We start from the raw sequence: 25,539 nt of genomic DNA, 5'->3' as shown, positions 1-25,539 counted from the left end.
AGGCCTCTCTTGTAGGCAAACCCTGCGGCCTTTCGCAACGAAACATCCCGCAACACCGACAGAAGCATTATAAAGCGACGCAGCACCTCGCACCTGTTCGAAACGATGCCTATAGTGTATCGAGAAACGCAGCGCATGCCCCGGGAGAACGTGATGATACGCACCACGACGACCATGCCCAATTGCAAGGATTGTCCGATCCGGCACAACGCGGTCTGTTCAAAGTGCGAAGGCGACGAACTGCGCAAGCTGGAAGAGATCAAGTATTACCGCAGTTACGATGCGGGCCAGCCAATCCTCTGGCGGGGCGACCCATTGGATCATGTGGCCTCCCTAATCGAGGGGGTCGCCACGATCAGCCAATCTATGGAAGACGGGCGCACACAAATGGTTGGTCTTCTGCTGCCCTCGGATTTCATTGGACGGCCCGGACGCGGGGTCGCGCCCTTTGATGTAACAGCGATTACCGATGTGAAGGTGTGCTGCTTCCGCAGGAAGCCGTTCGAGCAACTGGTCCAGAGCACGCCAAACATCAGCAACCGCTTGTTGGAAATGTCGATGGACGAGCTTGATGCCGCACGAGAATGGATGCTGCTGCTAGGTCGTAAAACCGCCCGTGAAAAGATCGCGAGCCTTCTGGTTCTGATTGCACGGCGGATGTCGCCGAAACGCGGCGCGCAGGTTCCGTCACACACAGAATTCAATTTGCCGCTCACGCGCGAAGCCATGTCGAATTATCTCGGTCTCACGCTGGAGACAGTTAGCAGACAGTTGTCGCAACTGAAGTCAGACGGGCTGATAGAGCTATCTGGCCAGCGCGGGGTCGTCGTCCCTGATCTTGGCCTACTCATTTCAGAGACGGGTGAGACATGGGACGCCGCGCTGGCCTAGTACATCATACCGGCTCAGTGCATCATGAAGATCGGCAGGTCGCTGATCTCAAGCATGCGCCTCGTCGTACCACCTAGGACAGACTGGCGCATGCGGGAATGACCGTAACCGCCCATCACAATCAGATCGCACCCCTGTTCCCGCGCACGGCGCAGCAGAATGTCGGAAATGCGCCCCTCTGATCGACCAAGCACTGCGACATTCGCCTTCCCCCCGTGCCGGTGGATCATCTGCGCCAGTTGGCCACCGGGATCGGACCGGTCTGGGCCATGTCTTGGTGGGTCGATGATGGTGATGAACGTCTCCTGCGCACCCGCAAGGAAACCCATCGCACCACGCGCCGCCTTTAGCGCCTGATCCCCTTCGTCCCACGCCAGAAGAACTCGCTCAAAATTGGGAATAACGGTCATGTGTTCCGGCAGCACCAGCAAGGGTGTCTTTGCAGAAAAGAGCGCAGCTTCAATCGCGGTGGCGTCCTCAGGCAGGCCGCCCTCGGCATAGGGCTGCGGCAGGATCATCAGATCCGAAAACCGTCCGCGGTCACCAACGAAGTTTGCAAGCGTCCCAGGCAGAACCGTGGCCTGCGCCAGGTCCCATTTGATATCCTCCGGCTCCAACCGGGCTTCGATCATCTGGTAAAGTGTCTCCAGTTCGCCCTGAGCGTCTTTGACCGCGCTGGCAATGGTGATTGCGTGCATACCCGCATAATAGAAGCCCGGATCAACATCGTTGACCGAGGCCACCATGACAGACAGATGCGCATCGCGGCGGCGCGCGAATTCTATCGTAGCTTCAAGGGTGTCTGTATTTGGCGCGGCACCATGAAGAAATGTCGAAATCGTTCGAATGGCCATCTCTGAACTCTCCGCAAGGTGTCTTTCGAACAGTCTTGCAAGGTGTTTGTGCAACAGCCTTGATCGCCCGCAAGTCCTATCCCTTTGCGGTTTGATGCAGATCAAAGCGCACTCGGCGTCGTCTTGCTCATGGTGTGGCCGCGAACAGGGCAGTCCGACCGAGTCGGCCTCAAGATAGGGGACACACCATATGATAGACGCCGTGAAGTTAATCACCCTCGGGGTGATAACGTTGTTTTGCGCGATTGCGGCCAACTGGGCACTCGACCTTGCCTACCAGGTTCATGCAATCATCCTGATGTTCACCGCGGGCGGGCTCTTTCTGTGGACAGTGCGCCGCGTGGACGAGCCTCGTCCGGTCGTGGACGCCAACGGCTACATGGATGGTCCCATCCGGGCGGGCGCGATTGCCACGGCAGGCTGGGGCGTCGTCGGGTTTCTGGCGGGTACTTATATTGCCTTCCAACTGGCGTTCCCTGCGCTCAACATCGAGTGGGCACAACCCTATGCCAACTTCGGACGGCTGAGACCCCTGCACACAAGCGCGGTAATCTTTGCGTTCGGAGGCAACGCGCTGATCATGTCGTCCTTCTACATCGTCCAGCGCACAAGCGGCGTCCGTCTTTGGGGCGGCAACCTCGCTTGGTTCGTCTTCTGGGGTTACAACCTGTTCATCGTTCTGGCCGCCACAGGCTACCTTCTGGGATCCACCCAATCCAAGGAATATGCAGAGCCGGAATGGTACGTAGATATCTGGCTGACCATTGTCTGGGTCGCCTTCCTTGTTGTTTACCTCGGCACGATCTTCACCCGGCGCGAGAAACACATCTATGTCGCCAACTGGTTCCTGCTCAGCTTCATCGTCACCGTTGCGATGCTGCATATTGTCAACAACCTGTCGATCCCCGTCTCGATCTGGGGTTCCAAATCAGTGCAGGTCTTCTCGGGCGTACAGGACGCGATGACCCAGTGGTGGTACGGCCACAACGCGGTGGGTTTCTTCCTGACGGCGGGTTTCCTTGGCATGATGTATTACTTCGTGCCAAAGCAGGCGGGCCGCCCTGTCTATTCCTACAAACTCAGCATCATCCACTTCTGGGCGCTGATCTTCCTCTATATCTGGGCTGGACCGCACCACCTGCACTACACGGCGCTGCCTGACTGGGCCTCGACCCTTGGCATGGTATTCTCGATCGTCCTTTGGATGCCCTCGTGGGGCGGGATGATCAACGGTCTGATGACCCTGCAAGGGGGGTGGGACAAGCTGCGGACAGACCCGATCATCCGCATGATGGTGGTCAGCCTCGGCTTCTATGGCATGTCGACATTCGAGGGTCCAATGATGTCGATCCGGGCCGTCAACTCGCTTAGCCACTACACCGACTGGACCATCGGCCACGTGCATTCGGGCGCCCTGGGGTGGAACGGTATGATCACCTTTGCCGCGCTCTACTTCCTGACACCACGCCTCTGGGGGCGGACGCAGATGCACTCGATGGCGGCGATCAACTGGCACTTCTGGCTCTCGACCATCGGCATCGTGCTGTATGCCGCATCAATGTGGGTATCCGGCATCATGGAGGGCTTGATGTGGCGTGAGGTCGATGACCAAGGGTTCCTCGTCAATTCCTTCGCCGACACTGTCAGCGCCAAATTCCCGATGTATGTCGTCCGCGGCCTGGGTGGGGTGCTTTACCTTGCCGGCGGCCTGATCATGGTCTGGAACATGTGGATGACCATCCGGGGCGGGCGCACCGTTACAGCCCCTGTGGCAACCCCGGCAGAATAAGGAGCGCGTCCCATGAGTGATGTAAACACCACCCCGAATGAGCCTGCGCAGAAGCCAACGAAAACCCAGCGTTTTCTGGCCAAGCACGCGATCCTTGAACGCAGCCCCACGTTGTTGCTGATCTTCAGTTTTTTGGTGGTCAGTATCGGTGGGATCGTCGAGATTGCACCGCTGTTCTATCTTGAAAACACCATCGAAGAGGTCGACGGCGTCCGCCCCTATTCCCCCTTGGAGCTGACGGGCCGGGACATCTATGTGCGGGAAGGCTGCTATGTCTGCCATTCCCAGATGATCCGGCCCATGCGGGACGAGGTTGAACGGTACGGGCACTACTCGCTGGCTGCGGAGTCTATGTATGACCATCCGTTCCAGTGGGGTTCTAAGCGCACGGGCCCTGATCTGGCCCGCGTGGGGGGGCGGTATTCCGATGACTGGCATGTAGACCACTTCATGGACCCACAATCGGTCGTGCCGGAATCGATCATGCCGAAATACGCGTTTCTGGCAGAAACGACCATCAACCCGGAGCATGTCGCCGATCTGATGCGGACCCACCGCTTTGTCGGTGTGCCCTATACGGACGAGATGATCGCTGCCGCCGAAGCCGACTTCCGCAATCAGGGTGACCCTGACAGTGACTGGGACGATCTGGTCGCGCGCTATCCGAACGCGGTGGTCAGCAATTTCGACGGCCAGCCCCAATTGACGGAGATGGACGCACTGATCGCCTATCTTCAGATGCTTGGCACGCTTGTCGACTTCTCGACCTTCACACCAGATGCAAGCCGATAAGGGGACCTGATATGGACACCTATTCCTTCCTCAGACAGTTGGCTGACAGCTGGGTCCTTCTGGCCATGTTCGCCTTCTTCATCACCGCGATCGTCTGGGCCTTTCGTCCGGGCAGTCGTCCCACCCATGACGAGATCGCGCAAATCCCCCTGCGCGATGATCTGGAACAGGCTGACCGCACGGACGCCTGCAACACACAAAAACCTCAGACGGAAGGGGCGCAGTGATGGATCACAACGAAAAAGACATCGACGACGTCACCGGAATCGACACCACGGGCCACGAATGGGACGGCATCAAGGAGTTGAACAACCCCCTGCCGCGCTGGTGGCTCTGGGCATTTTACGCAACCATCGTTTGGGCGGTGCTTTATACGGTCGCCTACCCGGCCTGGCCTTTGGTCAACCGCGCGACGGGCGGATTGCTTGGGTATTCCACACGCGGCGAGGTCGTCCAGCAGATTGAGGCGGTCGAAGCGCAGAATGCCACACTGACCGCAGCGCTCGCCTCGGTCGATCTGGCGTCCCTGAGTGAGGATCAGATGTTGAACCGGTATGCCATTGCCGGCGGGGCTGCCGTGTTCCGGACTTACTGTTCTCAGTGCCACGGCTCGGGTGCGGCGGGGGCTGTGGGCTACCCGAACCTTTTGGACGACGACTGGCTCTGGGGCGGCGAAATTGAAGAGATCGCCTACACAGTGCGACACGGTATTCGCAACGAGGTCGACAGCGACGCACACTGGTCAGAAATGCCCGCCTTCGGTGAGTTGCTTGAAGAGCAGGAGATCACAAATCTGGTCGAATACGTCCGCTCGATCTCTGGTCAGCAGCATGATGCCGCGATGGCTGCTGAAGGCACAATCCTGTTTGAGGAACAGTGTACAGCCTGCCACGGCGAAGCCGGTATGGGTGATGACAGTTTGGGGGCACCCAATCTAACCGATGCCATCTGGCTTTACGGCGGGGATCGCGAGGCGCTGACCGAGACGATCACCTATTCCCGTTTCGGCGTGATGCCCCCGTGGTCGCCTCGTCTGAGTGACGCCGAGGTCAACGCGGTTGCCGCCTATGTCCACCAGCTTGGTGGCGGCGAGCAACCCGCGACAGAGTAGCAAATGGTGTTGCTGGAGGATCGCCAAGATCGATAACATCATTTGCTTAGCTCCGGCTTCGTGACCTGTTCGCACCAGCCCGAAGCCGGAGCACCAATGCCAGACCGCGACAAAATAGAACCGTTGATCTGTATCAAAGTTCACGCCGATCCGTAAACTTAGACCAGACGTGCGAACAGGATCAGGAGCCATGCAGATGGCCAGTCAATCATCAGAGCCGATGTATATCGCGCGCGAGCCGATCTTCCCGCGCCGTGTGTCCGGGTTCTTCCGCACGCTCAAGTGGTGGATTATGATCGTCACGCTGGGTATCTACTACATCACGCCGTGGATCCGCTGGGACCGCGGCCCGGCACTGCCCGATCAAGCGGTTCTCGTCGATTTGGCCGGTCGGCGCTTCTACTTCTTCTGGATCGAGATCTGGCCGCACGAATTCTACTTTGTCGCGGGCCTTCTGATCATGGCGGGCCTTGGCCTGTTTCTCTTTACATCCGCTCTCGGTCGCGTGTGGTGTGGCTATACCTGTCCACAGACAGTCTGGGTCGATCTGTTCATACTGGTGGAACGCTGGATAGAAGGGGATCGCAACGCCCGCGTGCGCCTATGGAACGCAGACTGGGATCTGCGCAAATGGCGGCTACGGCTGACAAAATGGATCGTATGGATCCTGATTGCCGTCGCGACCGGTGGCGCTTGGGTGTTCTACTTCGCGGATGCGCCGACGCTTTTGGTGGATTTGTTCACACTCAATGCCCATCCCGTCGCCTACACTACGGTTGCCATTCTGACGGCAACTACATTTGTCTTTGGCGGCCTGATGCGTGAGCAGGTCTGCAATTACATGTGCCCATGGCCGCGCATTCAGGCCGCCATGATGGACCCCGAAACGATCACGGTGGCCTACCGCGACTGGCGTGGCGAGCCACGCGGCAAGAAGCACGAGAACACCGAGGGCGATTGCATTGACTGTATGGCCTGCGTCAACGTTTGCCCCGCGGGCATCGATATTCGCGACGGGCAGCAGATGGAGTGCATCACCTGCGCGCTTTGCATCGACGCGTGCGATGACATCATGGACAAGATCGGTAAGCCACGCGGACTCATCGATTATTTGGCACTGTCCGACGAAGAGGCTGAGCGCGCTGGCGCCGCCCCGAAACCCATCTGGAAGCACGTGCTGCGACCTCGCGTCCTGCTTTACACCGCGCTGTGGTCTTTGATCGGGGTCGGTCTGGTCTACGCACTGTTCGTGCGCAGCGATATTGAACTGACGGTCGAGCCTGTTCGCAACCCGACCTACGTCACGCTCTCGGATGGATCGATCCGCAACGTCTACAATGTCCGCCTGCGCAACAAGCTAGGGGATGATCGCCAATTCCGTATGATGTTGTCCTCGGACGACATTCTGCGGATCAACATGGAAGGCGAAGGCGCACAGACCAATCAGGTCACCGTCCCTGCCAACGAATCCCTGATCCAGCGGATCTACGTCACTGCCCGCCCGGAGGATCCCGCGGCCTCCCGAGATCGGACCGACCTCCGGCTCTGGGTCGAAGATGTTCAGAACGGAGACCGTGCAGGGCGGGCCACAACTTTCAATGGAGTTGAACAATGACAGTGAAACCCGTCAAACCGCTCACCGGGCGCAAGGTTCTGTTCATTACCTGCAGTGCGTTCGGGGTGATCATCGCGGTCAACCTGACCTTGGCGTTTCAGGCAGTCGCGACCTTTCCGGGTTTGGAGACGAAGAATTCCTACGTAGTCAGCCAGTCCTTTCAAAAAGACCGAAGTGCACAAGAGGCGCTGAACTGGGACGTGTCTGCGCAAATCGAACGGGGGCAGCTGAGCGTGACCTTCAACACGACCGAAGGTGTGGCGGAGCCGCAAATCGTGTCCGCCGTGCTGGGTCGGGCCACCCATGTCTACGAGGATCAAAGCCCGCATTTCGTCTTTGACGGCACCCGCTTCACGGCCCCGGTCTCGGTCGCGCCGGGCAATTGGAACCTGCGGCTTGAAGCCGTCGCCGAGGACGGTACGCCCTTCCGCCAACGCATCATCGTAAGGAACCCCGGATGACCGTCGCCGCCTGCCCCGGATGCGCCACTGGGCCTGATGCCGATACCCCATCGGTCGATAGGCCCGACGCGATCCAGATCTCCCTTCCCACGGTCCATTGCGCCGCCTGTATCTCCAAGGTCGAGCGGGCGTTGATGCAAGTCGATGGCGTGGTGGCCGCGCGGGTCAATCTGGGCCTCAAGCGGGTCCGCATCCAAACCGCGCCAGGCATCACGGCGGAACCTTTGCTGACCGCCATCCGAAACGTCGGCTTCGACGCGCTGGAACTGGACAGCGCCACATTGGGTCAGCAGAAGGACAAGACCGGGCTGGATCTTCTGATCCGCATCGCAGTGTCGGGTTTTGCGATGATGAATGTCATGCTTTTGTCCGTGTCGGTCTGGTCCGGCGCGACCGAAGCGACGCGGGACATGTTCCACTGGATTTCCGCCATGATCGCCCTGCCCGCGATAATCTACGCCGGGCAGCCGTTCTACAGGCACGCGCTCAGCGCGCTGGCCGTGCGGAAGCTGAATATGGACGTACCGATCTCGCTCGCGATCCTGCTGGCGGCGGGCATGTCGCTCTACGAGACCTCCCAAAGTGGGGCACATGCGTATTTCGACGCGGCGTTGTCCCTTACGTTCTTTCTGCTGATCGGGCGCTATTTGGATCACCGCACACGGAGCGCGGCGCGCTCTGCGGCGAAAGAACTGGCGGCGCTGGAGATCCCGCGCGTTACAAGGCTGATCGGGACGGATCAGGAAACCGCCGCACTCGAGGATATCGCGGTGGGCGATCGGATCCTTGTGCCCGCCGGTGTGCGGGTACCGCTGGATGGAGAGGTCGTGCGCGGCGAAAGCGAAGTTGACCGATCCTTTATTACGGGTGAGAGCCTGCCCCATGCTGCGCGCACCGGCGATGCCATTCTGGCGGGGGAGGTCAATCTAACCGGTCCGCTTGAGCTGCGCGTCACAGCCCGGGGAGAGGATACCACCCTGCGCAAGATGGCCGCCTTGATCGAAATCGCGGAAACCGCACGCAACACCTATACCGGCCTCGCCGACCGCGCTGCGCAGATCTATGCCCCTGCTGTTCATCTATTGGCGCTGGCCGCCTTTGTGGTCTGGTTGGCGATCTCCGGCGACGTGCGGCTTTCCATGAACATCGCAATCGCCGTCCTGATCATCACCTGCCCCTGTGCGTTGGGCCTGGCGGTTCCGGCCGTGATGACGGCCGCGTCAGGGCGCCTGTTCCGCAGCGGTCTGTTGCTGAAAAACGCAACGGCTCTAGAACGGTTGGCCGAGGTCGACACCGTCGTCTTCGACAAAACCGGCACGCTGACCGAAGGACAGGTCACCGTAGATACAAGCGCCTTTTCTGACCTCGAACTGGCCGTTTTAAAGGGATTGGCGCAAACCTCTCGCCATCCGGTGTCCCGTGCGATCTGTGCGGCTCTACCCAAGGACATCACTCCTGCGCAGCTTTCGTCAGTTCGTGAAGAACCGGGCACCGGGATCACCGCGATGTTCGAGGGTCAGCGCGTTCGGTTGGGCAGCGCGGCGCTGACTGGTGCGGCGTCTGGTCCGGCCCTGCGGATCGGCGACGCGGTCCCGAAGACAATCCAGATCGAGGAACAACTCAGACCCGGCGTTCTGGAGGCGGTTCAGGACCTCAAGAAAATGGGGCTGCACGTGGCTTTGTTCACCGGCGATCAAGACCGGGCTGCGCAATATCTGGGCGCGCGCGTGGGTATCACAGATATCACAGCGGCCATGTCGCCCAGTGACAAGTCCGACGCACTGGCCGCGATGCGGATCAACGGACGCAAGGTTCTGATGGTCGGCGACGGCATGAATGACGCGCCAGCTTTGGCTCAGGCTTTCGTTTCGATGGCACCTGCGACGGCGACGGATGTGGCGCGTGTCGCCTCTGACATGGTGCTGCTAAACCCGGATCTGGGCGCCATTCCCGAGGCCGCACGGGTTGCCGTTCAAGCCAAGGCGCGGGTGACGGAAAACTTCGCAGTGTCGGTGGCATACAATGTGATCGCGGTACCCATCGCCCTGCTGGGGTTTGCGACGCCTTTGATGGCGGCCATCGCGATGTCCCTGTCCTCGCTGTCGGTGTTGGTGAACGCGCTGAGGCTCAGGGCATGAACATTCTGCTCATTCTGGTTCCGGTGTCGCTGTGCCTTGGGGCGGTTGGTCTGATCGCGTTTGTCTGGAGCTTACGGTCCGACCAGTACGAAGACCTCGACGGGGACGCTCAACGGATCCTCTTTAGCGATGAGGCGGAGCCACCCGACCGGGATCAAACCGGGCGGGCAGCAAAGGACTGATCAGTCCTTGTCGTTCTCTTCGTCTTTTTCGCCGTCTGTCTCGCCGGGCGAATCTGGCAGGTTGAACAGGCTGTCCGCATCGACCAGCAGCTCTTCTTCCTCGTCATCTTCGTCTTTCGAGTCCGTCAGTGAGAATGTCTCAAGACCGGAGATTGCGGCGGGCATCTTCGCCTCAGGCTCAACGCCCAGCGATTGCTCGGTCGAGACCAGCTTGCGCCGTTCCTCGTCGGACATGACCTCGCCCTCTTTGGCCCTCTTCGCGTTGGCCTTCTGAACAGCAGCGTCCAGTTCGGACTGTTTGCAAAGACCCAAAGCAACAGGATCAATCGGCTGAATATTCTGGATGTTCCAGTGGGTCCGCTCACGGATCGCGTTGATGGTGGGTTTTGTTGTACCGACCAACTTGCTGATCTGACCATCGCTCAGCTCAGGGTGGAATTTCACCAGCCACAAGATGGATGCCGGGCGGTCCTGCCGTTTCGACAATGGTGTGTAACGGGGGCCGCGACGTTGCTGTTCACCCTCGGCGGCAGCGTTGTATTTCAACTGCAGCTTGTGGCGCGGATTTTCGAGACCCTTGTCGATCTCTTCCTGCGTCAGCTGGTTATTGGTAATCGGATCGAAGCCCTTCACACCCGCGGCGACGTCGCCATCCGCGATGCCTTGGACTTCCAATTCATGCAAACCGCAGAAATCGGCAATCTGTTTGAAGGTCAATGTGGTGTTGTCCACCAGCCAAACGGCTGTGGCTTTCGCCATAATCGGTTTTGCCATGATCTCTCCTCTTCGAATACACCTGTCCCGTCGCCCGGCTTAGGGGCTGTCCCGATTGGAACAAGTTCGTGTTGTTGGGGAACCTGACGCGTATATAGGGATGCAGACAGCGAAGGGAAAGTGGAAATGCGGTGGCTCCTGATATTGCTCGCCCTCAGCAGCGTAGCCTCGGCTGAAGATGATCGCGCAGGCGCATTCGATTACTACGTTCTGGCGCTGTCTTGGTCACCCACATGGTGCGCCCTAGAAGGCGACCGGCGTGGCGCAGATCAATGCCAGACCCGGCACGACTACGGTTGGACACTGCACGGGCTCTGGCCGCAATACGAGCGAGGCTGGCCCAGTGATTGCCCCACCACTGCGCGCAACCCGTCCCGGGCACAAACGGCGGAGATGACGGATATCATGGGCTCATCGGGTTTGGCATGGCATCAGTGGAACAAACATGGTCGGTGTTCTGGGCTGTCTGCGGCTGCGTATTACGAGAAGTCTCGGCAAGCGTATAACGCTGTCACGCGCCCGGCTGTCTTCCGAAAATTGAAAGACGCCGTGAAGCTGCCGGCATCTGTCGTGGAAGAAGCATTTCTGGAGGCCAATCCACAGCTGACTGCAGACGGGATCACGATCACTTGCAAATCCCGCCGTATTCAGGAGGTCCGGATCTGCCTGACGAAGGATCTAGAGCCCCGCCGGTGTGGCGCGGATACCCGTCGGGATTGTAGTCAGTCAGACGCCCTTTGGGACCCTATTCGGTGACAGATGGACCTGACGGCCGCCCCAAGCGTTGGTCAGACGCATTCAGGAGACGACCAATGACAAAACAGCTTCTTCTCGCCGCCGGTTTTCTGGCCTCTGCTACCCTTCCCGCCACTGCAGATGAGGTCGGCAGTGTTGATGTGGACTGGCTGGGCAACGACATCATTATTGAGGCTTTCGCCGATCCCAAGGTCGAGGGCGTCACCTGCCACGTTTCCTATTTCGAGCGCGGATTGATCGACCGGCTGCAAAAGGGCAACTGGTTTGAGGATCCTTCGAACTCTTCTATCGCATGTCGTCAAACTGGACCGATCACGTTGGGCAATATCGATCGAGGCAGCGACGGAGAGTCCGTCTTCAGCGAGCGCCGATCCATCATTTGGAAAAGCCTTAAAGTCCGCCGGATCTTTGATGAGGACAACCGGACGCTCATCTATGTCTCCCACGCCCGCGACGTGCAGGACGGATCCGCAAAAATGTCGATGTCGACCGTGCCGCTCTTTGACGGAACAAAGTGATTTCACAGCGTCAGGATGATCTTGCCGATATGCTGCGAGGTCTCCATCCAGGCATGAGCTTTCGCGGCCTCATCCAGCACGAATTCACTGTCCATAACGGGCGCAATTCGGCCCGATGCCAGCAAGGGCCAGACCTTTTCGCGCAACTCGTCCGCAATGCGTGCCTTAGCCAAGTCGCTTTGGGGGCGCAGAGTTGAGCCGGTAATAGTCAGGCGGCGCACCATCATCATCGCGAAGTTCACCTCAACCTTTGGACCCTGCAGGAACGCGATTTGCACCAGCCGTCCGTCCATTGCGAGCGCCTTGAGATTGCGGGGGATATAGTCCCCACCAACCATATCAAGAATCAGGTCGGCCCCACCTTCGGCTTTGAGGACCTCGACGAAATCCGCGTCCCGGTAGTTGATCGCCTGTTCGGCCCCCAGATCCCGACAGACCGCGCATTTCTCGTCATTGCCCGCTGTAGTGAACACCCGCGCACCCATAACGGCTGCCAATTGAATCGCGGTCGTGCCAATACCGGACGAGCCGCCATGCACCAAGAACCGCTCCCCCGCTTTCAGTCCGCCGCGCATGAACACGTTGGACCAAACGGTGAAATAGGTCTCCGGCAGGGCGGCAGCCTGTTTCAGGCTTAGTCCTTCGGGAACCGGCAAGGCGTGGGCTGCGGGTGTGGTGACATATTCCGCGTAGCCGCCCCCGGGCAGCAACGCGCAAACCGGGTCCCCCTCTGACCAGCCCGTCACACCGGACCCGATCGCGGCGATATGGCCGGAAGCTTCCAGCCCGGGCAGGTCAGACGCGCCGGGGGGCGGGTTGTAGCTGCCAGCCCGCTGCAGCGCATCTGGCCGGTTCACACCAGCGAACGCTACCTTGATCAAAATCTCGCCATGTCCTGGCTGCGGGATAGGACGTTTGGCAGGCACCAGAACATCAGGTCCGCCCGGTTCGCTGATTTCGACAACCCTCATCTCACCTGTCATGACTGGTCCACCTCCTGACGTTTCCCGTAACGACTAGCAGGTATCGGGTCGCCTCGGAAAGCGCATGCTTGCGTCCCGCCGAACGCGCTGGCAGCTTAGCCCCGATCCGCACCCGAGCTTGGCTTCCAGTGCCCAGGCAGATCGGGATCGGGCATCGCCATCGGCTTTTTCAGTTTCGACAATAACCAGTTCGGACCAGCCAGTAAGCGCGAGGCGACAGGGTTGTCGTTGATCTGTGCCTTCACCTTCTCGAACTGCATCACGTTGTCGATGCGGCGGTCGAGGAAAGCCCAGGTTTCGTGACTGCCTTCGCTGTCATCGCCCATCCAGAACAGGATCGTCGATCCATACACGCCCGACAGCGTGGCGCGTTTGGTGTACCAATTGTAGTCCTCGGATGTGTCGCCCAGCGTGTTCCAAATCAGATCCGCCGTTCCCCAGATCAGCCGGGCACCATCGCCCGCGTATTGTGGCAGCGCAAAAAGGCTCGATCCCCGACGAACGGCTTCCTTGTTTTCAATCGCTTCTATCCGAAACCTGACGGCAGCGGCGATTCTGTCCCGAAACCTGAGTGACATCAGGTTCTCGGCCTTAAGCCGCTTGACCATTTCTGCGTCGCCGCGTTTGTGAAAGGCAATCGCCAGATCAACCGCACCCCGCGGGAACAAAGCATGGGCCAAGGGCGTCTCGACGTCACTGTCCTCAATCGCTGCTTTAAAGGTGGATTCGGACCATCCATCGAAGGGAACATGCATCAAAGCAGCATCAAGAAGTTGGTCGCGGGCATCGTCAGACATCGGAACACTCCATTGGGTTGCACATGGTAGACAAGCTAATGCGCCTTTGCTATACGGCCACCTCCTGCAATATCTTGCAACTCTAACTTAGGAAGGTGGTGACACCACATGCAGGTAAGCGTTCGCGACAACAACGTCGATCAGGCGCTTCGTGCTCTGAAGAAAAAACTTCAGCGCGAAGGCGTTTTTCGGGAAATGAAGCTCAAGCAACATTACGAAAAGCCGTCTGAGAAGAAAGCACGCGAGAAGGCCGAGGCCATCCGCCGCGCCCGCAAGCTAGCCCGTAAAAAGGCACAGCGCGAAGGCGGTCTCTAGGTAACAGCCAGATTGCACACGAAAACGACCCCCGCGGCCCGGCCCCGGGGGTTTGTTTTTGCGCAATTGTCAGATTGAAAAACGGCAAGCTCACTAGATTAAAACGCGACTAGCCAGCGGGCAACAGGCCTGAATTGTCATCAGAGTCATCGTCACGGAAGACGCGCGTTTTGACACCGGGCAACTTGGCGAAAGCATCCATCATGCTATTCGGAAAATACGAAGTCGGGATGGATCCAAAGCCCGGCAGGCCATTCAGAATATCGGCCGTCGATACAGCGCAGTAGGCCTTGGGCACCGCACCATAGGCGCTGGCCTCTCGGATGGCTTGATCGGCTACCGCGCGACTGACTTTGATTTCCTGAACAACCGTCCGGTAGGTCTCGCGCGTGTGGTAGTCGATATAGATATCGACCATCTGATCCGTCATGCCGTAGTGCAGATCGTTGCGTTCTGGCGCGGCGGGGTTCCACCATGTCCCGGCAGGATCCCAGACAACGCGCTGCGAGCCATTGATCAAGAGCGCGCTGTGGGCACCTGACCCAGACCTGTTGTTGACGACGGTGATCAACGTCAATGTCGCGGGACCGGGATCCCGGTAAACCGCACGACGCACATCCTCTTCTGGGGCCCAGACGGATTCCGCGCCACAGGCCGACAGCCCCAGCACAAGGCTCAGGACCAATACCGTTCGTTTGATCACGCAGATTTAGGAGTTGAAGACGGCGAGGAAGATCAGGATGAACAAAATCGCAACGACGCTATAGGTCGTGAATTTCACGAAGCCCTCGAAGGTCTTCTCTTGTTCCTTGATGTCCATGGATCCGTGCTTGTGCTCTTCCATTGGAATGCTCCGTACTGACTGATTTTTGCCCTGTTAGCGGATTCTGTTCGCCGTGTCACTGCGACGATCTTTGCATTAGTCCTGCTCAAGATCCTGTGCCAGCCGAAACCCGATGCGGTTCGGCTCGGGCTGATCCACTTTCTTCGGCAAGGCACGAAGCAGGACATTGAGCTGAGTGACATGCTGGATCTGTTGAGTTCGCCCCCCTTCTGGATCGCTGCCGTAAAAGCTGATGATATCAGGCGCGTAGAACCCCATGCCTTCGATTCGCATGATCCCTGTGGTGCCGCCCGTGAAGCCCATCGCAATCTCGTGGTTGTTGTCGAGTTGCTCTTCAAAGTTCTTGATATAAAGGATCAGCCGTTCATAGGCCCATTCCGCCGGACTTTTCTCGGACAAAGGCTTATCCGTAACGCCCTTGGGAAGCGGTTGTTGTTCCGGCGTCGGCGCGCAATTGGACAGATGCACCGCGCGCGACTTGGGCAGCGCTGCGTTCTCGATCGCTTCCGCCGTGGTCTTGATCTCGCTCATCGCCAAACTCCATGTCACAGCACTAGACGCGCGTGTATCGGTAGGCCCCATCTTCGCCCAGAACCCGGGTTGCTTGTCCAGCCAAATAAAGGTGCGCGCAGTGGGCGACGCTTTCCACCAATGCCAGACCGTATTCGCCACCACCGATCTCGCGCTTGAAGAGCGGCAGGAAGCATTCATGGGCGGTACGTGGTTCGGACAGATGGTCAAGCAAACGTACCAGAGCCCCGTGGTGATTTTCGATCAGTTGCGACAGCCGGAACGGCAACCCGGTGAACGGAAGCTTGTGTCCCGGAAGGACGAGTTGATCGTCCGTCGCGTATTGGCCAAGGCGCTCGCACGAAGTCAACCAGTCGCTGACCGGATCGGCACCGGGCTCGGTCGGATAGACCCCCAGATTAGGCGAAATCGACGGTAATAGCTGATCGCCTCCAAGCACCACATCGTCGGACCAGAGCGTCGCGTGTTCTGGCGCGTGGCCATGGCCGATCCGAACGGTCCATGTTCGCTGGCCAACCTGCAGAACATCGCCTTCCTTGATACGGGTGTATCCCTGCGGCAAGGGGGCGACGCAATCGGCGAAGTTGAATGGCCGTTCGGTGCGGCGTTTTTCAAGAATGTCAGACGCCATACCTGACCGAGTATAGAACGTAACGGCCTCGGGCGTGGGCGCGTCTTGCTCGTCCAGAACCAGCATCCGCGCCATCAACCATGCCGTGCGCGTGGTCAGCAACTGGGCGTCACGGCCTTGGAACCAACCTGCCATGCCGATGTGATCTGGATGGTGATGCGTGACCAGAATCCGCGTGACGGGCTTTCCGGCCAGTGGCCCGGAAAGTAGGCTTTCCCATATCCCAACTCCGCGCTTCGAGAAAAAGCCGGTGTCAATGATGCACCACCCATCCCCGTCCTCCAGCGCATAAATATTCACGTGGTCCAGCTTCATCGGAAGCGGCAGGCGCATCCACAAAATGCCCGGCGCGACCTCTATAGCCGCGCCTTCTTCAGGGATTTCCTCAAACGGGTAGTGCAGCTTGGCGCTCAAGCCGCCAGATCTTCGTCTGTCAGTTCGTAAAGATCCGCAGCGCCGCGCCGCACATGGGCTGCAAGCCCCACGTGCTCTGGCAGAAGACGATGCAAGTATACATTTGCCAATTTCCACCGCGCGCTGCCTTCACCATCAGCGCGCGCCGCACAGAGGTGGTAGTACCCTCCCAGAACCCGCGCGAAGAGACGCAGGTATGGAACGGCACCCGCGAACCGATCGTTCAAGTCCTGTTCGACGAGCCATTCTGTTGTTTCGCGCAACGTTTCGGCTGCGTTGAACACAGGTTCCGCGAGATCGGGATGAGACGATTTCACGCCCTCCGCATAGGCTTCGATCTCGTCAATCAACGCATACGCCGCCTCGCCGCCATCCATCATCTTGCGGGCCACCAGATCCATGGACTGGATACCGTTGGTGCCTTCGTAGATCGCAGTGACACGCACATCCCGCAGGAACTGGGCGGCGCCGGTTTCTTCGACGAACCCCATACCACCGTGAACCTGAATGCCCTGCTGTGAAACCTCGATGCCGATATCTGTTCCGAAGGCCTTTGCGATCGGTGTCAGAAGCGCGGCCCGCGCCTTCCACTCGGCACTTTCGGTTGCAGTGCTCATGTCGATTGCCACAGCACATGCTGCCGCAATGGAGCGTGCGGCGAACGTCTCTGCTTTCATCTGCGCCAGCATCCGGCGCACATCCGCATGACCGGTGATTGCATCGCCCGACGGGGTTTTGCCCTGCTTGCGGTCACGCGCATAGCTGAGGGCATGTTGATAAGCGGCCTCCGCAACCGCGATCCCCTGCCCGCCAACGCCGAGCCGCGCGTTGTTCATCATGGTGAACATAGCTGCCATACCGCCATGGGGCTTGCCCACAAGCCAGCCAGTCGCGCCATCATACTGCATAACCGCCGTAGGTGAGCCATGAAGACCCAACTTGTGCTCCAGCGAAACCACCTTCAGGCTGTTGGCCACACCGGGGTTTCCGTCCGCATCCGGGATCAGCTTCGGCACCATGAAAAGGCTAATGCCTTTTGTTCCATCGACCCCATCCGGCAAGCGCGCCAGCACAAGATGGCAGACGTTCTCGCTGAAGTCATTGTCCCCCCAGCTGATGTATATCTTTTGCCCGGTAACGGCGTACGTGCCGTCGCCATTGTCCTCCGCCTTGCTGCGTAGAGCGCCCACATCGGACCCGGCCTGAGGTTCGGTCAAGTTCATCGTTCCGCACCATTCGCCGGAAATCAGCTTGGGCAGGTAGATGTCCTTGAGTGCGTCTGATGCATGATGCTCCAGCGCTTCAATCTGGCCTTGGGTCATCAGCGGGTTTAGCTGAAGCGACAAGCACGCCCCGCCCATCATTTCGTTAACCGCGTTTTGCAAGGAATAAGGCAAGCCCATTCCACCATATTCCGGGCTTGCGGCCATGCCGATCCAGCCGCCCTCGGCGATTGCGGCGTAGCCGTCACCAAAGCCAGGCGATGTGCGAACGACGCCGTTTTCTAGCCGTGCAGGATGCAGATCGCCGTTGCGCTGTAAGGGGGCCAAGACCTCTTCGCACATCTTGCCGGCTTCTTCGAGAATGGCGGATGTGACGTCTCGTGTCGCTTCTTCGAAACGATCCGTTCCAGTGACCTTGTCGAGGCCTACCACGTGATCGAAGAGGAATTTATACTCGCTTACGGGCGCACGATATGCCATCTCATCTCTCCCACGTTGGATCGCGCACAACCGAGGCGCGACACAGAAAATCTACTTTACCCGGTCAACTTGACGGCTGGGAAGTGTTCTATCAATCAAAACGCCACGTCATGGATCGGGTTCAATATGCCAACGTTACAGCTGACCGGCGCTGATATAGAGAAGGCCGCCCTGCTTTTGCAAGGCGGCGATTTGGTCGCATTTCCGACGGAAACTGTCTATGGTCTTGGCGCCGATGCAACGAACCCAGAGGCTGTCGCGGCGATTTATGCGGCCAAGGGGCGGCCAAGTTTCAACCCGCTTATCGTACATGTCGCTGACATTGAAATGGCCCGGGAAATCGCCGTGTTCGATGACATCGCAGAACAGGTGGCAGCGGCGTTCTGGCCCGGGCCCATCACGCTTGTGCTTCCCGTTCGGCTTGAATTCGGGATCAGCGATCTGGTCACCGCGGGGCTCGACACCATTGCGATCCGAATGCCTGCAGCGCCTTTGTCGCGAAACCTGATTGCGCGCGCCAGCCGTCCCATCGCGGCGCCCTCGGCAAACCCGTCGGGTACCATAAGCCCCACGACCGCTCAGCACGTGTTGGATGGCCTAAACGGTAGGATTGCAGCGGTTCTTGATGGCGGATCCTGCGAGGTCGGGTTGGAATCAACAATACTGCGAACGACACCGCTGACATTGCTCCGCCCCGGCGGGGTACCGGTCGAAGAACTGGAAGCGCTGTTGGGAGAGGATATCCCGGGCGTGACATCGGACGAAGGGATAAGCGCGCCGGGCCAATTGGCCTCGCACTATGCGCCGAACTCCAGACTTCGCTTGGGCGTAGAAGCGCCACGTGCAGCGGAGGTGATGATCGGGTTCGGTCCCGTCAATGGGCATTTCAACTTGTCAGAACAGGGCGATCTGACGGAGGCTGCCACCCATTTGTTTGCAACTTTGCGGAAGGCTGACCTTTTGGCGCAAAACGAGGGTAAAACGCTTGCCGCGGCCCCGATCCCGGACAAAGGCTTGGGCGTCGCAATCAATGACAGGCTGGCCCGTGCGGCCGCACCGCGCGATTAGGCCCGGCCGCCATCCGCGCTGAGAAGAAGCGGGTCGATCCCAAGGGTGCCCAATGCGGCGCCCCATTTGCCATCATCATTTCTGCCGAAGACAATGTCACGCTCCGCGTCGCAGATCAGCCAGCCGTTCCGGGCGATCTCGTCTTCAAGCTGCCCCGGCCCCCAACCCGAATAGCCCATGGCCAGAATGCACTTCTCTGGCCCACTTCCCTGAGAGATATCTTCGAGCACGTCCAATGTCGCCGTCATTCCAAAATCGTCAGACACATCAAGCGTTGACTCGTTCGACGCATAATCTGCGGAATGCAGTACGAACCCGCGCCCATATTCCATTGGACCGCCCAGATGGACCCGCACGCTGCGCGCATTAGACGACGCCTCTATGTTCAGCTGTTTCAGCAGGTCGTTGAACTTCAGATCATCTGCAGGCTTGTTCACGATCAGACCCATCGCCCCGTCGGATGAATGAGAACACATGAAGATAACGCTGTGATCGAAGCGCGGGTCAGACATCCCCGGCATGGCGATCAGTAGCTTGCCGTCCAAAGTGGTAGAATCGGTTGCGCTGTCCATCCACATAAATTGGGTGAAACACCGTCTGTCTTCAAGCGGCAGCTTCCAGAAAGGCCGCGCTTCGCCGACTGCGCTCTCCATTATTTTATTTTTAAGTGAGCCGCAGTTGCCTATTGTCGATCGAATGTTGAAACGCCTGTTTTTATGTGCCGCTTTAGGCATCGCCACTGGTTTGCCTGCGACGGCGCAAGTCACGCAGTCAGACGCTAAAGATATCGTTCAGATCGAATTTATCGAAGGGTGGCGCAGTGACCCCAAGACCCACATTGCGGCGCTAGACATAACACTGGCGCAGGGTTGGAAAACCTATTGGCGCGCACCGGGTGATGGTGGTTTGCCGACCAAGGCATATTGGTCTTCGTCCCATAACTTGGCTAAGACGGATATCATGTGGCCCCGACCGACCGTGTTTTGGGACTTCGGACTGCGCTCGCTGGGGTATCGTGATCGCTTGGTGCTGCCGATCAAATTCTACGCAGAAAACGATGATGATATCCGGCTGATGGCTATGGTCGTAATGGGTATTTGCAAGGATGTTTGCGTACCCATCCGGGCGAAGATCAAGACCACCTTGTCCGCCAGCGCGACCGAACCAAACGCTGTAGTCAAGGCGGCTTTGGCTTTGCAACCGAAATCCGCAAAGGCGCTTGGCATCAAAACCCCCGTCTGCGCGCTAAGCCCTTCAGAGAAGGGGACCAAGCTCGACGTTTCTCTGACCCTGCCCCCGCTGGACGGTCAGAACGAAGCGCTCGTAGTAGAGCCTCAGGATACGAGCATCTGGGCCAGTGAACCCAAGCTGAAGCGGCAAGGTGATCGGTTGGTCGCCACATCGCTTCTTGTGGCACAAGGCACGCGTCCGATCTCTGATAGGATGGCTGGAAACATCCGTTTCACGGTCCTGACCACACAGGACGCAGTCGAGATCAACGGGTGTAGGCTGGATTAGGACGCACGGCGCAGTCGGAAAACCTGCAGCACCGCCGAGACGATCCATGCTGCCAAAACCGCACCGATCACCCCGACCATAAAGACCATGAACGCGGCCAAGGTCGGCGCACTATCGGCAAGGCTTGGTACGATTATCAGGATCTGCTCCGGCAGCTGTCCGTTCCAGAACACTGCGCCTAGCGTCGCCGTGAATAACGCAGCCGCAAAAAGCACGAGTGCCCCGAAGCCGATCCGCGCCAGAGCGGGCGCACCTTTTGCTTGAAGCATCCGCGACGCGGCTGTGACCTGACGTTTTATATCGGACTGCATTGCCATCAGCGATGGCACGATCAACAGAACCAGCAGCATGCCGAAGCCCAAACCGTAACATAGCGTAATCACGGTGGGCTTGAGAAATTGGGCGTGACGCGATTCCTCAAACAGCAAGGGCGCAAGTCCCAGAACGGTGGTCAGCGTGGTCAGCAAAACAGGGCGCAATCGGTCGACGGTCCCATCGATGATCGCCGGGATCAGCCCGCGTTCCGCCGCGTATTCGTCCACTGTCGAGACCAGCACGATTGAATCGTTGATAATGATCCCCGTCATCCCGATTAAGCCAACGACCGTAAACATGGACAGCGGCACGTCCCAGGCGTTGTGACCGTAGATCGTCCCAATGAGGCCAAAGGGGATGATTACCATGATCACAATCGGGCGGGTCCAGCTGGAAAACACCCACGCCAATGTCAGGTAAATCCCGGTCAGACACAGGATGAAACCGATGGCCGCATCTGTCAGAAAGTCCCGCTCCTGCTCGACAAGCCCGGACATTTGAGAAGTAACGCCGAAGTCAGCCTCAAGATTTGGCAGAATATCGAGGCGGATTTGCTCAAGGACATCTTCGGCGCGGGCTGGATCATCCTCCGAGATATCGCCAGTGATCGAAATTAGCCTGATCCCGTTTTCCCGACGTACCGTTGAAAATCCGCTGCGGCTTTCAACGGTCACGATATCCGACAAGGGCAGGTATTCGCCGCCGCTTGCGCGCAGGAATGTCCGTTCCATAAAGTCAGCCGTCAGCTCGCCTGTTGGCAGTTCAACCCGGATCGTGGCGGACCGGGGGCCGTCAGGATAGGTCGCGGCTTCAATACCGTTCAACCGATTGCGCAGAACGCTGCCAAGCTGATCAATTGTGAACCCCAAAGCCTGCCCTTGGGCGGTGAGATCAAGGATCAGCTCTTCCTTGTCGTAAGCCAAGCTGTCTTCAACGGCCGACACCTCGGGGAATTGCGACAGAGCCGTTTTCAGCGCCTCCGCAGCGCCTTTCAATGTTTCGGCGTCCGCACCGAAAAACTCGATGTCCAGCGCATCACCGCCTGGCCCGGACCGCCAACCGCGAAAGCTGACTGTCTCAAGCATCGGGTGGCGCTGGACGGCGTCCTGCAAGTCGCCGACGAACTTGAAGGACGAATAAGGACGCAGATCCGCATCAATCAACTCTATCGCGATGGAGCCCAGTTGATCGGGCTGCTTGCTGTCCTGTCCGGCCAGGCCGCGCCCGGTCAGACCGCCAAGTTCGGCAATGACATAGTCCAGCGGGTTGCGACCGTATTCAGCCTCGTAGCGGGCCGCAAGCTCGTCGGTTGCGCGCTGCAATTCCTGCATCATTTCCAGCGTGTCGCTGCGCGTCGCACCCGGTAGCATGGCGAAGTTGCCTGAAACCGAGCCCCTCTCAGGCGCATTGAAGAACCGCCACGTGACATCGCCCCGGATGAACAGCGCCACTTGGCTGGCCAGCGCCAATATCGCCAGCGCCAGAACCGGGTAGCGCGCACGGATAACGAACCCCATAAATGGCCGGAATAGCCGGACCTGCACCCATTTGAACCCTTTTGATACGGTTCGGGAGGGCCAGTCGTACCAATGCTCTTTCGCGGACGCGGCCAAGGCGTGAGACATATGATTGGGCAGGATCAGGAAGCATTCGATCAGAGACGCGATCAGAACAACAATCACTGTGAATGGTATATCCGCGATCAGGTCGCCAAAGCGCCCGCCTATGGCGACCAAGCCAAAGAACGCAATGATTGTTGTTATCGTAGCCGAAAAGACCGGGGCGGACATCCGGCGAGCTGCGTTCTCAGACGCGACCACCGGGTCCTCGCCTAGCGTACGGGCCCTGAAATCCGCATGCTCGCCCACCACAATGGCGTCATCCACGACAATCCCGAGCGTGATGATCAACGCGAAAAGCGACACCATGTTGATGGTGAGGCCGCCCACATACATCAAGGCAATGGCACCCAACATCGCAACGGGAATCCCGGCAGCCACCCAGAACGCTGTCCGAGCGTTCAGAAAGAGAAAAAGTAGTAAAACAACAAGACCAAGCCCGACCAGACCATTGTCCAAAAGAATATCAAGACGACCTGTGATGGCTTCGGATCGGGTTCGGATCAGCTCGATCTCCGTTCCTTCAGGCAGGATCGGCTCAAGCTCGTCTGCGACTTTCTGGACAGCGTTCTGGATCGCAATGGCATCGCCCTGAGTAGACCTGTCCACCCGGATCGAAACCGCCGGATTGTCGCCGACATAATAGGCCCTGTCCCGATCCGCCCCCTCGACTATAACCCTGCCCACATCGCCCACGGTCAAGGTTGAGCCATCTTCGTTCGAGCGCAGGACAATCGCGGCAATCTGTTGCGCGTCCCGTTTTTCCACACCTGTCCGCACGCGCGCATTGGCACCATCGACATCGCCCGCCGGGTCGGCGGAGGCTTCTTCGCGGATGGCCTCAGCGATCTCGGCCATGGTGATGTCGTTCTTGATCAGATCAGCCGATGGCACTTCGACAATGGTTTCAGGCGCGGCGACGCCCCGGATCTTTGTGCGCGTCACCCCCGCAGCAAAAAGCCGGGTGACAAACTCATCCGAGAACCGGGCAAGTTGATCTACCCCCACCGGGCCGGTGATCACCACATCCGTGACCCGGTCGCGCCATGCAACGCGGGTGACCGTCGGTTCTTCGGCCTCTTCCGGCAGATCGTTGATCCCATCAACCGCCGCCTGAACCTCGTCAGACGCGCGGCCCATGTCCCAGTCAGGTTCGAATTCCAGGGTGATCGTGGCATTGCCCTCCCGCGAGCGGGCAACGGAACTTTCCACCCCCTCGACAGCAAGCAGAACCGGCTCCATCAGCTGAACGATGGCCCGGTCCACGTCGTCTGCACCGGCCCCGTCCCACGCGACTGCAATCGACAGGCTTTCCAGAATTGTATCAGGGAAAAACTGTGCGCGCATTCTCGGGGCGGAGGCGATGCCCAAGACAATCATAAGAACGAGAACCAGATTGGCCGCCGTTCTGTGACGCGTGAAATATGAGATCAAACCGCCCGTCTTTGATGCGATTTGTGTGCGCATCTAGCTGCCCATCCGGTTTTCGATCCGCGCAACCATCCGCGCGGGCACCAGGGGTTCTTGCAACTGGATCAGCATGCGGTCTTTGGCTTCATCCGACAGACGCACGTTGGATTGCACAAATGAGATCAGACGCGCACGGCGTTCATCATCAAGTTCGACGGTTTCATCTTCGCCCAATGCAAGCGGACGCAGAGGCCGAACCTTTATGCCTTCACCCAAAAGCTGGGACCGCTCGGCCACAATCTCTTCTCCCGCGATGGAAGCGGCCCCAATGATCACGTCATCACCCTGCAGACGCAAAACTTCGACATCTTCCTCTCGCAGGCGATCACCGTCTGCCAAGACCAAAACCCGCCCGGCAGAGTTGACGGCAGTGGCGGGCACACGGGCCACGTCCTGCAATTCCGGCTCAATCACCGTGACAGTCACAAAATCACCGGGCCGTAAGCCACGTGGATCTAGTATTTCAGCATAAAGCACCCGGCCCGTCGTCCCTTCCGTGACCGCAGCACTTTCGCGGGTAAGACGCGCTTGCGCCGTCAGGCCAACGCCCAGCACATCGAGCGTGACCTCTACAGGTGTATCAACCAGCCCGCCGTCCTGACGAAGAAGCCGCGCATACTGGCCGGTTGAAATCCGAAATGACACTTCAAGCGTTGTCGGATCAACCAGTTGCGCCAACCGCTCGTTCGTCGCGACGATCCCGCCCGATGTCACTGTAACGTCTGCGAGGCGGCCGTCGAAAGCCGCAAAAATCTCGGTTTCTGCAAGAAGACGCTCAGCGTTCGCGAGGTTGATCTCGCGGCGCTCAACCAGCGTGCGAGCCTGATCTATCCGGGCCTCGTTCTGTTGCACAGACTGCCGCCGTGACAACACGGCCTGCAACGCGCTGGACGCTTCTAGCTCTGCCGTCTCGACAGCAGCTTCGGTCCCGACACCACGGCTTCGTAGGTCCTCTTGCCGCCGGAGCGCCCTTGCCCGTAATTCGGCCTGATCCTCTGCCGCGACCAGTTCGTCCCGGGCCAAAACCAGCGCGCGCTCCGCATCTCGTAGATCGGATTGCGCCTCGACCAGATCGGTGCGGGAGACGTCAACGGCAGTCTGCGCATCAGCCGGATTGATACGCGCCAGCAAATCACCCGCCGTGACGCGCCCGCCTTCCTCGAATTCCGGGCTCAGTTCAATAATACGCCCTTCAATCGGGGCGCGGATGTCGAGAGTACGCCGGGACCTGATCTCGCCAAAGCTGGTGAGGACGGGGCTGATTACATCGGGCTCAATTGGCAAGACATTGACCGAGAAGACCCGTTCGCCGGTCTGCTGCCCGGGGCCTTCTTCGCTCAGACTGACGGATACAGCGTCGAAAATCGACTTCCCGGCCAACGCCAGAAGGCCGACGGTTGCGCACAGCAACACCAAACCAACAAGACTGCGACGAAAGAACCGCATCGCC

At 58.9% G+C, this 25,539-nt stretch carries 26 protein-coding genes; 14 read left to right on the top strand and 12 right to left on the bottom strand.

Annotation, left to right across the window (positions count from 1 at the left end):
- The first annotated feature begins 153 nt into the window (after window positions 1-153).
- Window positions 154-891: a transcriptional regulator FnrL gene (gene fnrL, locus KIN_RS09540; protein WP_159806359.1), complete on the top strand. Its 738-nt coding sequence runs from the start codon at window positions 154-156 to the stop codon at window positions 889-891.
- A gap of 14 nt (window positions 892-905) precedes the next feature.
- Here fnrL and KIN_RS09535 read toward each other — a convergent pair whose 3' ends face one another.
- Window positions 906-1,745 carry a universal stress protein gene (locus KIN_RS09535; RefSeq protein WP_159806358.1) on the bottom strand — a complete coding sequence of 280 codons (840 nt, stop codon included), beginning with the start codon at window positions 1,743-1,745 and terminating at the stop codon, window positions 906-908.
- 190 nt (window positions 1,746-1,935) lie between these two features.
- On the opposite strand from KIN_RS09535, the gene ccoN reads away from it, so the two are divergent.
- From ccoN to ccoS, 8 genes are all read left to right on the top strand, one after another.
- Window positions 1,936-3,534 (top strand): cytochrome-c oxidase, cbb3-type subunit I, encoded by a 1,599-nt coding sequence (gene ccoN, locus KIN_RS09530; RefSeq protein ID WP_159806357.1) that lies wholly within the window; start codon window positions 1,936-1,938, stop codon window positions 3,532-3,534.
- Between the two features lie 12 nt (window positions 3,535-3,546).
- The gene (gene ccoO / locus KIN_RS09525; RefSeq protein WP_159806356.1) at window positions 3,547-4,326 is read left to right on the top strand and encodes a cytochrome-c oxidase, cbb3-type subunit II; all 780 of its coding nucleotides are present in this window, start codon (window positions 3,547-3,549) and stop codon (window positions 4,324-4,326) included.
- Window positions 4,327-4,337: 11 nt separating this feature from the next.
- Entirely contained in the window at window positions 4,338-4,553 is a 216-nt protein-coding gene (locus tag KIN_RS09520; protein ID WP_159806355.1) for a cbb3-type cytochrome c oxidase subunit 3, read from the top strand.
- On the top strand, window positions 4,553-5,437 hold the full coding sequence (ccoP, locus tag KIN_RS09515) for a cytochrome-c oxidase, cbb3-type subunit III (RefSeq protein WP_174239111.1): 885 nt from the start codon (window positions 4,553-4,555) through the stop codon (window positions 5,435-5,437). The genes KIN_RS09520 and ccoP overlap by 1 nt, the downstream gene beginning before the upstream one ends.
- Window positions 5,438-5,633: 196 nt before the next feature.
- Window positions 5,634-7,052, top strand: coding sequence for a cytochrome c oxidase accessory protein CcoG (gene ccoG / locus KIN_RS09510; RefSeq protein ID WP_373281651.1), 1,419 nt, complete (start codon window positions 5,634-5,636; stop codon window positions 7,050-7,052).
- A complete protein-coding gene (locus tag KIN_RS09505) occupies window positions 7,049-7,513 on the top strand; it encodes a FixH family protein (RefSeq protein ID WP_159806350.1) in 465 nt (154 codons plus the stop codon). The genes ccoG and KIN_RS09505 overlap by 4 nt, the downstream gene beginning before the upstream one ends.
- Entirely contained in the window at window positions 7,510-9,651 is a 2,142-nt protein-coding gene (locus tag KIN_RS09500; RefSeq protein ID WP_159806348.1) for a heavy metal translocating P-type ATPase, read from the top strand. The genes KIN_RS09505 and KIN_RS09500 overlap by 4 nt, the downstream gene beginning before the upstream one ends.
- A complete protein-coding gene (gene ccoS / locus KIN_RS09495) occupies window positions 9,648-9,833 on the top strand; it encodes a cbb3-type cytochrome oxidase assembly protein CcoS (protein WP_159806346.1) in 186 nt (61 codons plus the stop codon). The genes KIN_RS09500 and ccoS overlap by 4 nt, the downstream gene beginning before the upstream one ends.
- On the opposite strand, the gene KIN_RS09490 is transcribed toward ccoS, so the two are convergent.
- The gene (locus KIN_RS09490; RefSeq protein WP_159806344.1) at window positions 9,834-10,607 is read right to left on the bottom strand and encodes a DUF1013 domain-containing protein; all 774 of its coding nucleotides are present in this window, start codon (window positions 10,605-10,607) and stop codon (window positions 9,834-9,836) included.
- 126 nt (window positions 10,608-10,733) lie between these two features.
- Between KIN_RS09490 and KIN_RS09485 the strand changes: the two genes are divergently transcribed.
- Both KIN_RS09485 and KIN_RS09480 read left to right on the top strand, forming a co-directional pair.
- The gene (locus tag KIN_RS09485; RefSeq protein ID WP_159806342.1) at window positions 10,734-11,363 is read left to right on the top strand and encodes a ribonuclease T2 family protein; all 630 of its coding nucleotides are present in this window, start codon (window positions 10,734-10,736) and stop codon (window positions 11,361-11,363) included.
- Window positions 11,364-11,419: 56 nt separating this feature from the next.
- Entirely contained in the window at window positions 11,420-11,881 is a 462-nt protein-coding gene (locus KIN_RS09480; protein ID WP_159806340.1) for a CreA family protein, read from the top strand.
- 2 nt (window positions 11,882-11,883) lie between these two features.
- Here KIN_RS09480 and KIN_RS09475 read toward each other — a convergent pair whose 3' ends face one another.
- Together KIN_RS09475 and KIN_RS09470 are read right to left on the bottom strand one after the other, a co-directional pair.
- Window positions 11,884-12,864 carry an NAD(P)H-quinone oxidoreductase gene (locus KIN_RS09475; RefSeq protein ID WP_159806338.1) on the bottom strand — a complete coding sequence of 327 codons (981 nt, stop codon included), beginning with the start codon at window positions 12,862-12,864 and terminating at the stop codon, window positions 11,884-11,886.
- Window positions 12,865-12,959: 95 nt separating this feature from the next.
- Window positions 12,960-13,661 carry a COQ9 family protein gene (locus tag KIN_RS09470; protein WP_159806336.1) on the bottom strand — a complete coding sequence of 234 codons (702 nt, stop codon included), beginning with the start codon at window positions 13,659-13,661 and terminating at the stop codon, window positions 12,960-12,962.
- 108 nt (window positions 13,662-13,769) lie between these two features.
- Between KIN_RS09470 and rpsU the strand changes: the two genes are divergently transcribed.
- Window positions 13,770-13,976 (top strand): 30S ribosomal protein S21, encoded by a 207-nt coding sequence (gene rpsU / locus KIN_RS09465; RefSeq protein ID WP_012176928.1) that lies wholly within the window; start codon window positions 13,770-13,772, stop codon window positions 13,974-13,976.
- Between the two features lie 109 nt (window positions 13,977-14,085).
- Here rpsU and KIN_RS09460 read toward each other — a convergent pair whose 3' ends face one another.
- The 5 genes from KIN_RS09460 to KIN_RS09440 form a co-directional block, all read right to left on the bottom strand.
- A complete protein-coding gene (locus KIN_RS09460) occupies window positions 14,086-14,679 on the bottom strand; it encodes a hypothetical protein (protein ID WP_243144881.1) in 594 nt (197 codons plus the stop codon).
- A gap of 6 nt (window positions 14,680-14,685) precedes the next feature.
- On the bottom strand, window positions 14,686-14,820 hold the full coding sequence (locus KIN_RS09455) for an aa3-type cytochrome c oxidase subunit IV (protein ID WP_159806334.1): 135 nt from the start codon (window positions 14,818-14,820) through the stop codon (window positions 14,686-14,688).
- A 75-nt stretch (window positions 14,821-14,895) separates the two neighbouring features.
- Window positions 14,896-15,351, bottom strand: a complete 456-nt coding sequence (locus KIN_RS09450; RefSeq protein WP_159806332.1) for a DUF6173 family protein — start codon at window positions 15,349-15,351, stop codon at window positions 14,896-14,898.
- Between the two features lie 22 nt (window positions 15,352-15,373).
- Entirely contained in the window at window positions 15,374-16,396 is a 1,023-nt protein-coding gene (locus KIN_RS09445) for an MBL fold metallo-hydrolase (RefSeq protein WP_243144880.1), read from the bottom strand.
- The gene (locus KIN_RS09440; protein WP_159806330.1) at window positions 16,393-18,099 is read right to left on the bottom strand and encodes an acyl-CoA dehydrogenase; all 1,707 of its coding nucleotides are present in this window, start codon (window positions 18,097-18,099) and stop codon (window positions 16,393-16,395) included. The genes KIN_RS09445 and KIN_RS09440 overlap by 4 nt, the downstream gene beginning before the upstream one ends.
- 126 nt (window positions 18,100-18,225) lie before the next feature.
- Between KIN_RS09440 and KIN_RS09435 the strand changes: the two genes are divergently transcribed.
- Entirely contained in the window at window positions 18,226-19,167 is a 942-nt protein-coding gene (locus tag KIN_RS09435) for an L-threonylcarbamoyladenylate synthase (RefSeq protein ID WP_159806328.1), read from the top strand.
- Here KIN_RS09435 and KIN_RS09430 read toward each other — a convergent pair.
- Window positions 19,164-19,739: a YqgE/AlgH family protein gene (locus KIN_RS09430; protein WP_159807947.1), complete on the bottom strand. Its 576-nt coding sequence runs from the start codon at window positions 19,737-19,739 to the stop codon at window positions 19,164-19,166. The genes KIN_RS09435 and KIN_RS09430 overlap by 4 nt on opposite strands.
- A 106-nt stretch (window positions 19,740-19,845) precedes the next feature.
- Between KIN_RS09430 and KIN_RS09425 the strand changes: the two genes are divergently transcribed.
- Window positions 19,846-20,685 carry a protein-disulfide reductase DsbD domain-containing protein gene (locus KIN_RS09425; protein ID WP_159806326.1) on the top strand — a complete coding sequence of 280 codons (840 nt, stop codon included), beginning with the start codon at window positions 19,846-19,848 and terminating at the stop codon, window positions 20,683-20,685.
- On the opposite strand, the gene KIN_RS09420 is transcribed toward KIN_RS09425, so the two are convergent.
- Both KIN_RS09420 and KIN_RS09415 read right to left on the bottom strand, forming a co-directional pair.
- Window positions 20,682-24,086 carry an efflux RND transporter permease subunit gene (locus tag KIN_RS09420; RefSeq protein WP_159806324.1) on the bottom strand — a complete coding sequence of 1,135 codons (3,405 nt, stop codon included), beginning with the start codon at window positions 24,084-24,086 and terminating at the stop codon, window positions 20,682-20,684. The two genes, KIN_RS09425 and KIN_RS09420, sit on opposite strands and share 4 nt — an antisense overlap.
- Window positions 24,087-25,535, bottom strand: coding sequence for an efflux RND transporter periplasmic adaptor subunit (locus KIN_RS09415; RefSeq protein ID WP_159806322.1), 1,449 nt, complete (start codon window positions 25,533-25,535; stop codon window positions 24,087-24,089).
- Window positions 25,536-25,539: the final 4 nt, after the last annotated feature.

It is taken from the genome of Litoreibacter roseus (assembly GCF_009811795.1).
In the GTDB taxonomy this organism is placed as follows: domain Bacteria; phylum Pseudomonadota; class Alphaproteobacteria; order Rhodobacterales; family Rhodobacteraceae; genus Litoreibacter; species Litoreibacter roseus.
Note: the sequence above shows the minus strand (reverse complement) of the source record. Positions and strands in the feature narration are given on the sequence as shown.

Coding starts and splice junctions, on each gene's coding strand:
- KIN_RS09470 (WP_159806336.1), bottom strand. CDS start 13,661: ATGTCTGACGATGCCCGCGACCAACTTCTTGATGCTGCTTTGATGCAT.
- KIN_RS09485 (WP_159806342.1), top strand. CDS start 10,734: ATGCGGTGGCTCCTGATATTGCTCGCCCTCAGCAGCGTAGCCTCGGCT.
- KIN_RS09490 (WP_159806344.1), bottom strand. CDS start 10,607: ATGGCAAAACCGATTATGGCGAAAGCCACAGCCGTTTGGCTGGTGGAC.
- rpsU (WP_012176928.1), top strand. CDS start 13,770: ATGCAGGTAAGCGTTCGCGACAACAACGTCGATCAGGCGCTTCGTGCT.
- KIN_RS09475 (WP_159806338.1), bottom strand. CDS start 12,864: ATGACAGGTGAGATGAGGGTTGTCGAAATCAGCGAACCGGGCGGACCT.
- ccoP (WP_174239111.1), top strand. CDS start 4,553: ATGGATCACAACGAAAAAGACATCGACGACGTCACCGGAATCGACACC.
- KIN_RS09435 (WP_159806328.1), top strand. CDS start 18,226: ATGCCAACGTTACAGCTGACCGGCGCTGATATAGAGAAGGCCGCCCTG.
- ccoG (WP_373281651.1), top strand. CDS start 5,634: ATGGCCAGTCAATCATCAGAGCCGATGTATATCGCGCGCGAGCCGATC.
- KIN_RS09415 (WP_159806322.1), bottom strand. CDS start 25,535: ATGCGGTTCTTTCGTCGCAGTCTTGTTGGTTTGGTGTTGCTGTGCGCA.
- KIN_RS09500 (WP_159806348.1), top strand. CDS start 7,510: ATGACCGTCGCCGCCTGCCCCGGATGCGCCACTGGGCCTGATGCCGAT.
- KIN_RS09440 (WP_159806330.1), bottom strand. CDS start 18,099: ATGGCATATCGTGCGCCCGTAAGCGAGTATAAATTCCTCTTCGATCAC.
- KIN_RS09450 (WP_159806332.1), bottom strand. CDS start 15,351: ATGAGCGAGATCAAGACCACGGCGGAAGCGATCGAGAACGCAGCGCTG.
- KIN_RS09420 (WP_159806324.1), bottom strand. CDS start 24,086: ATGCGCACACAAATCGCATCAAAGACGGGCGGTTTGATCTCATATTTC.
- KIN_RS09505 (WP_159806350.1), top strand. CDS start 7,049: ATGACAGTGAAACCCGTCAAACCGCTCACCGGGCGCAAGGTTCTGTTC.
- ccoN (WP_159806357.1), top strand. CDS start 1,936: ATGATAGACGCCGTGAAGTTAATCACCCTCGGGGTGATAACGTTGTTT.
- KIN_RS09430 (WP_159807947.1), bottom strand. CDS start 19,739: ATGGACAGCGCAACCGATTCTACCACTTTGGACGGCAAGCTACTGATC.
- KIN_RS09455 (WP_159806334.1), bottom strand. CDS start 14,820: ATGGAAGAGCACAAGCACGGATCCATGGACATCAAGGAACAAGAGAAG.
- KIN_RS09520 (WP_159806355.1), top strand. CDS start 4,338: ATGGACACCTATTCCTTCCTCAGACAGTTGGCTGACAGCTGGGTCCTT.
- fnrL (WP_159806359.1), top strand. CDS start 154: ATGATACGCACCACGACGACCATGCCCAATTGCAAGGATTGTCCGATC.
- KIN_RS09535 (WP_159806358.1), bottom strand. CDS start 1,745: ATGGCCATTCGAACGATTTCGACATTTCTTCATGGTGCCGCGCCAAAT.
- ccoO (WP_159806356.1), top strand. CDS start 3,547: ATGAGTGATGTAAACACCACCCCGAATGAGCCTGCGCAGAAGCCAACG.
- ccoS (WP_159806346.1), top strand. CDS start 9,648: ATGAACATTCTGCTCATTCTGGTTCCGGTGTCGCTGTGCCTTGGGGCG.
- KIN_RS09480 (WP_159806340.1), top strand. CDS start 11,420: ATGACAAAACAGCTTCTTCTCGCCGCCGGTTTTCTGGCCTCTGCTACC.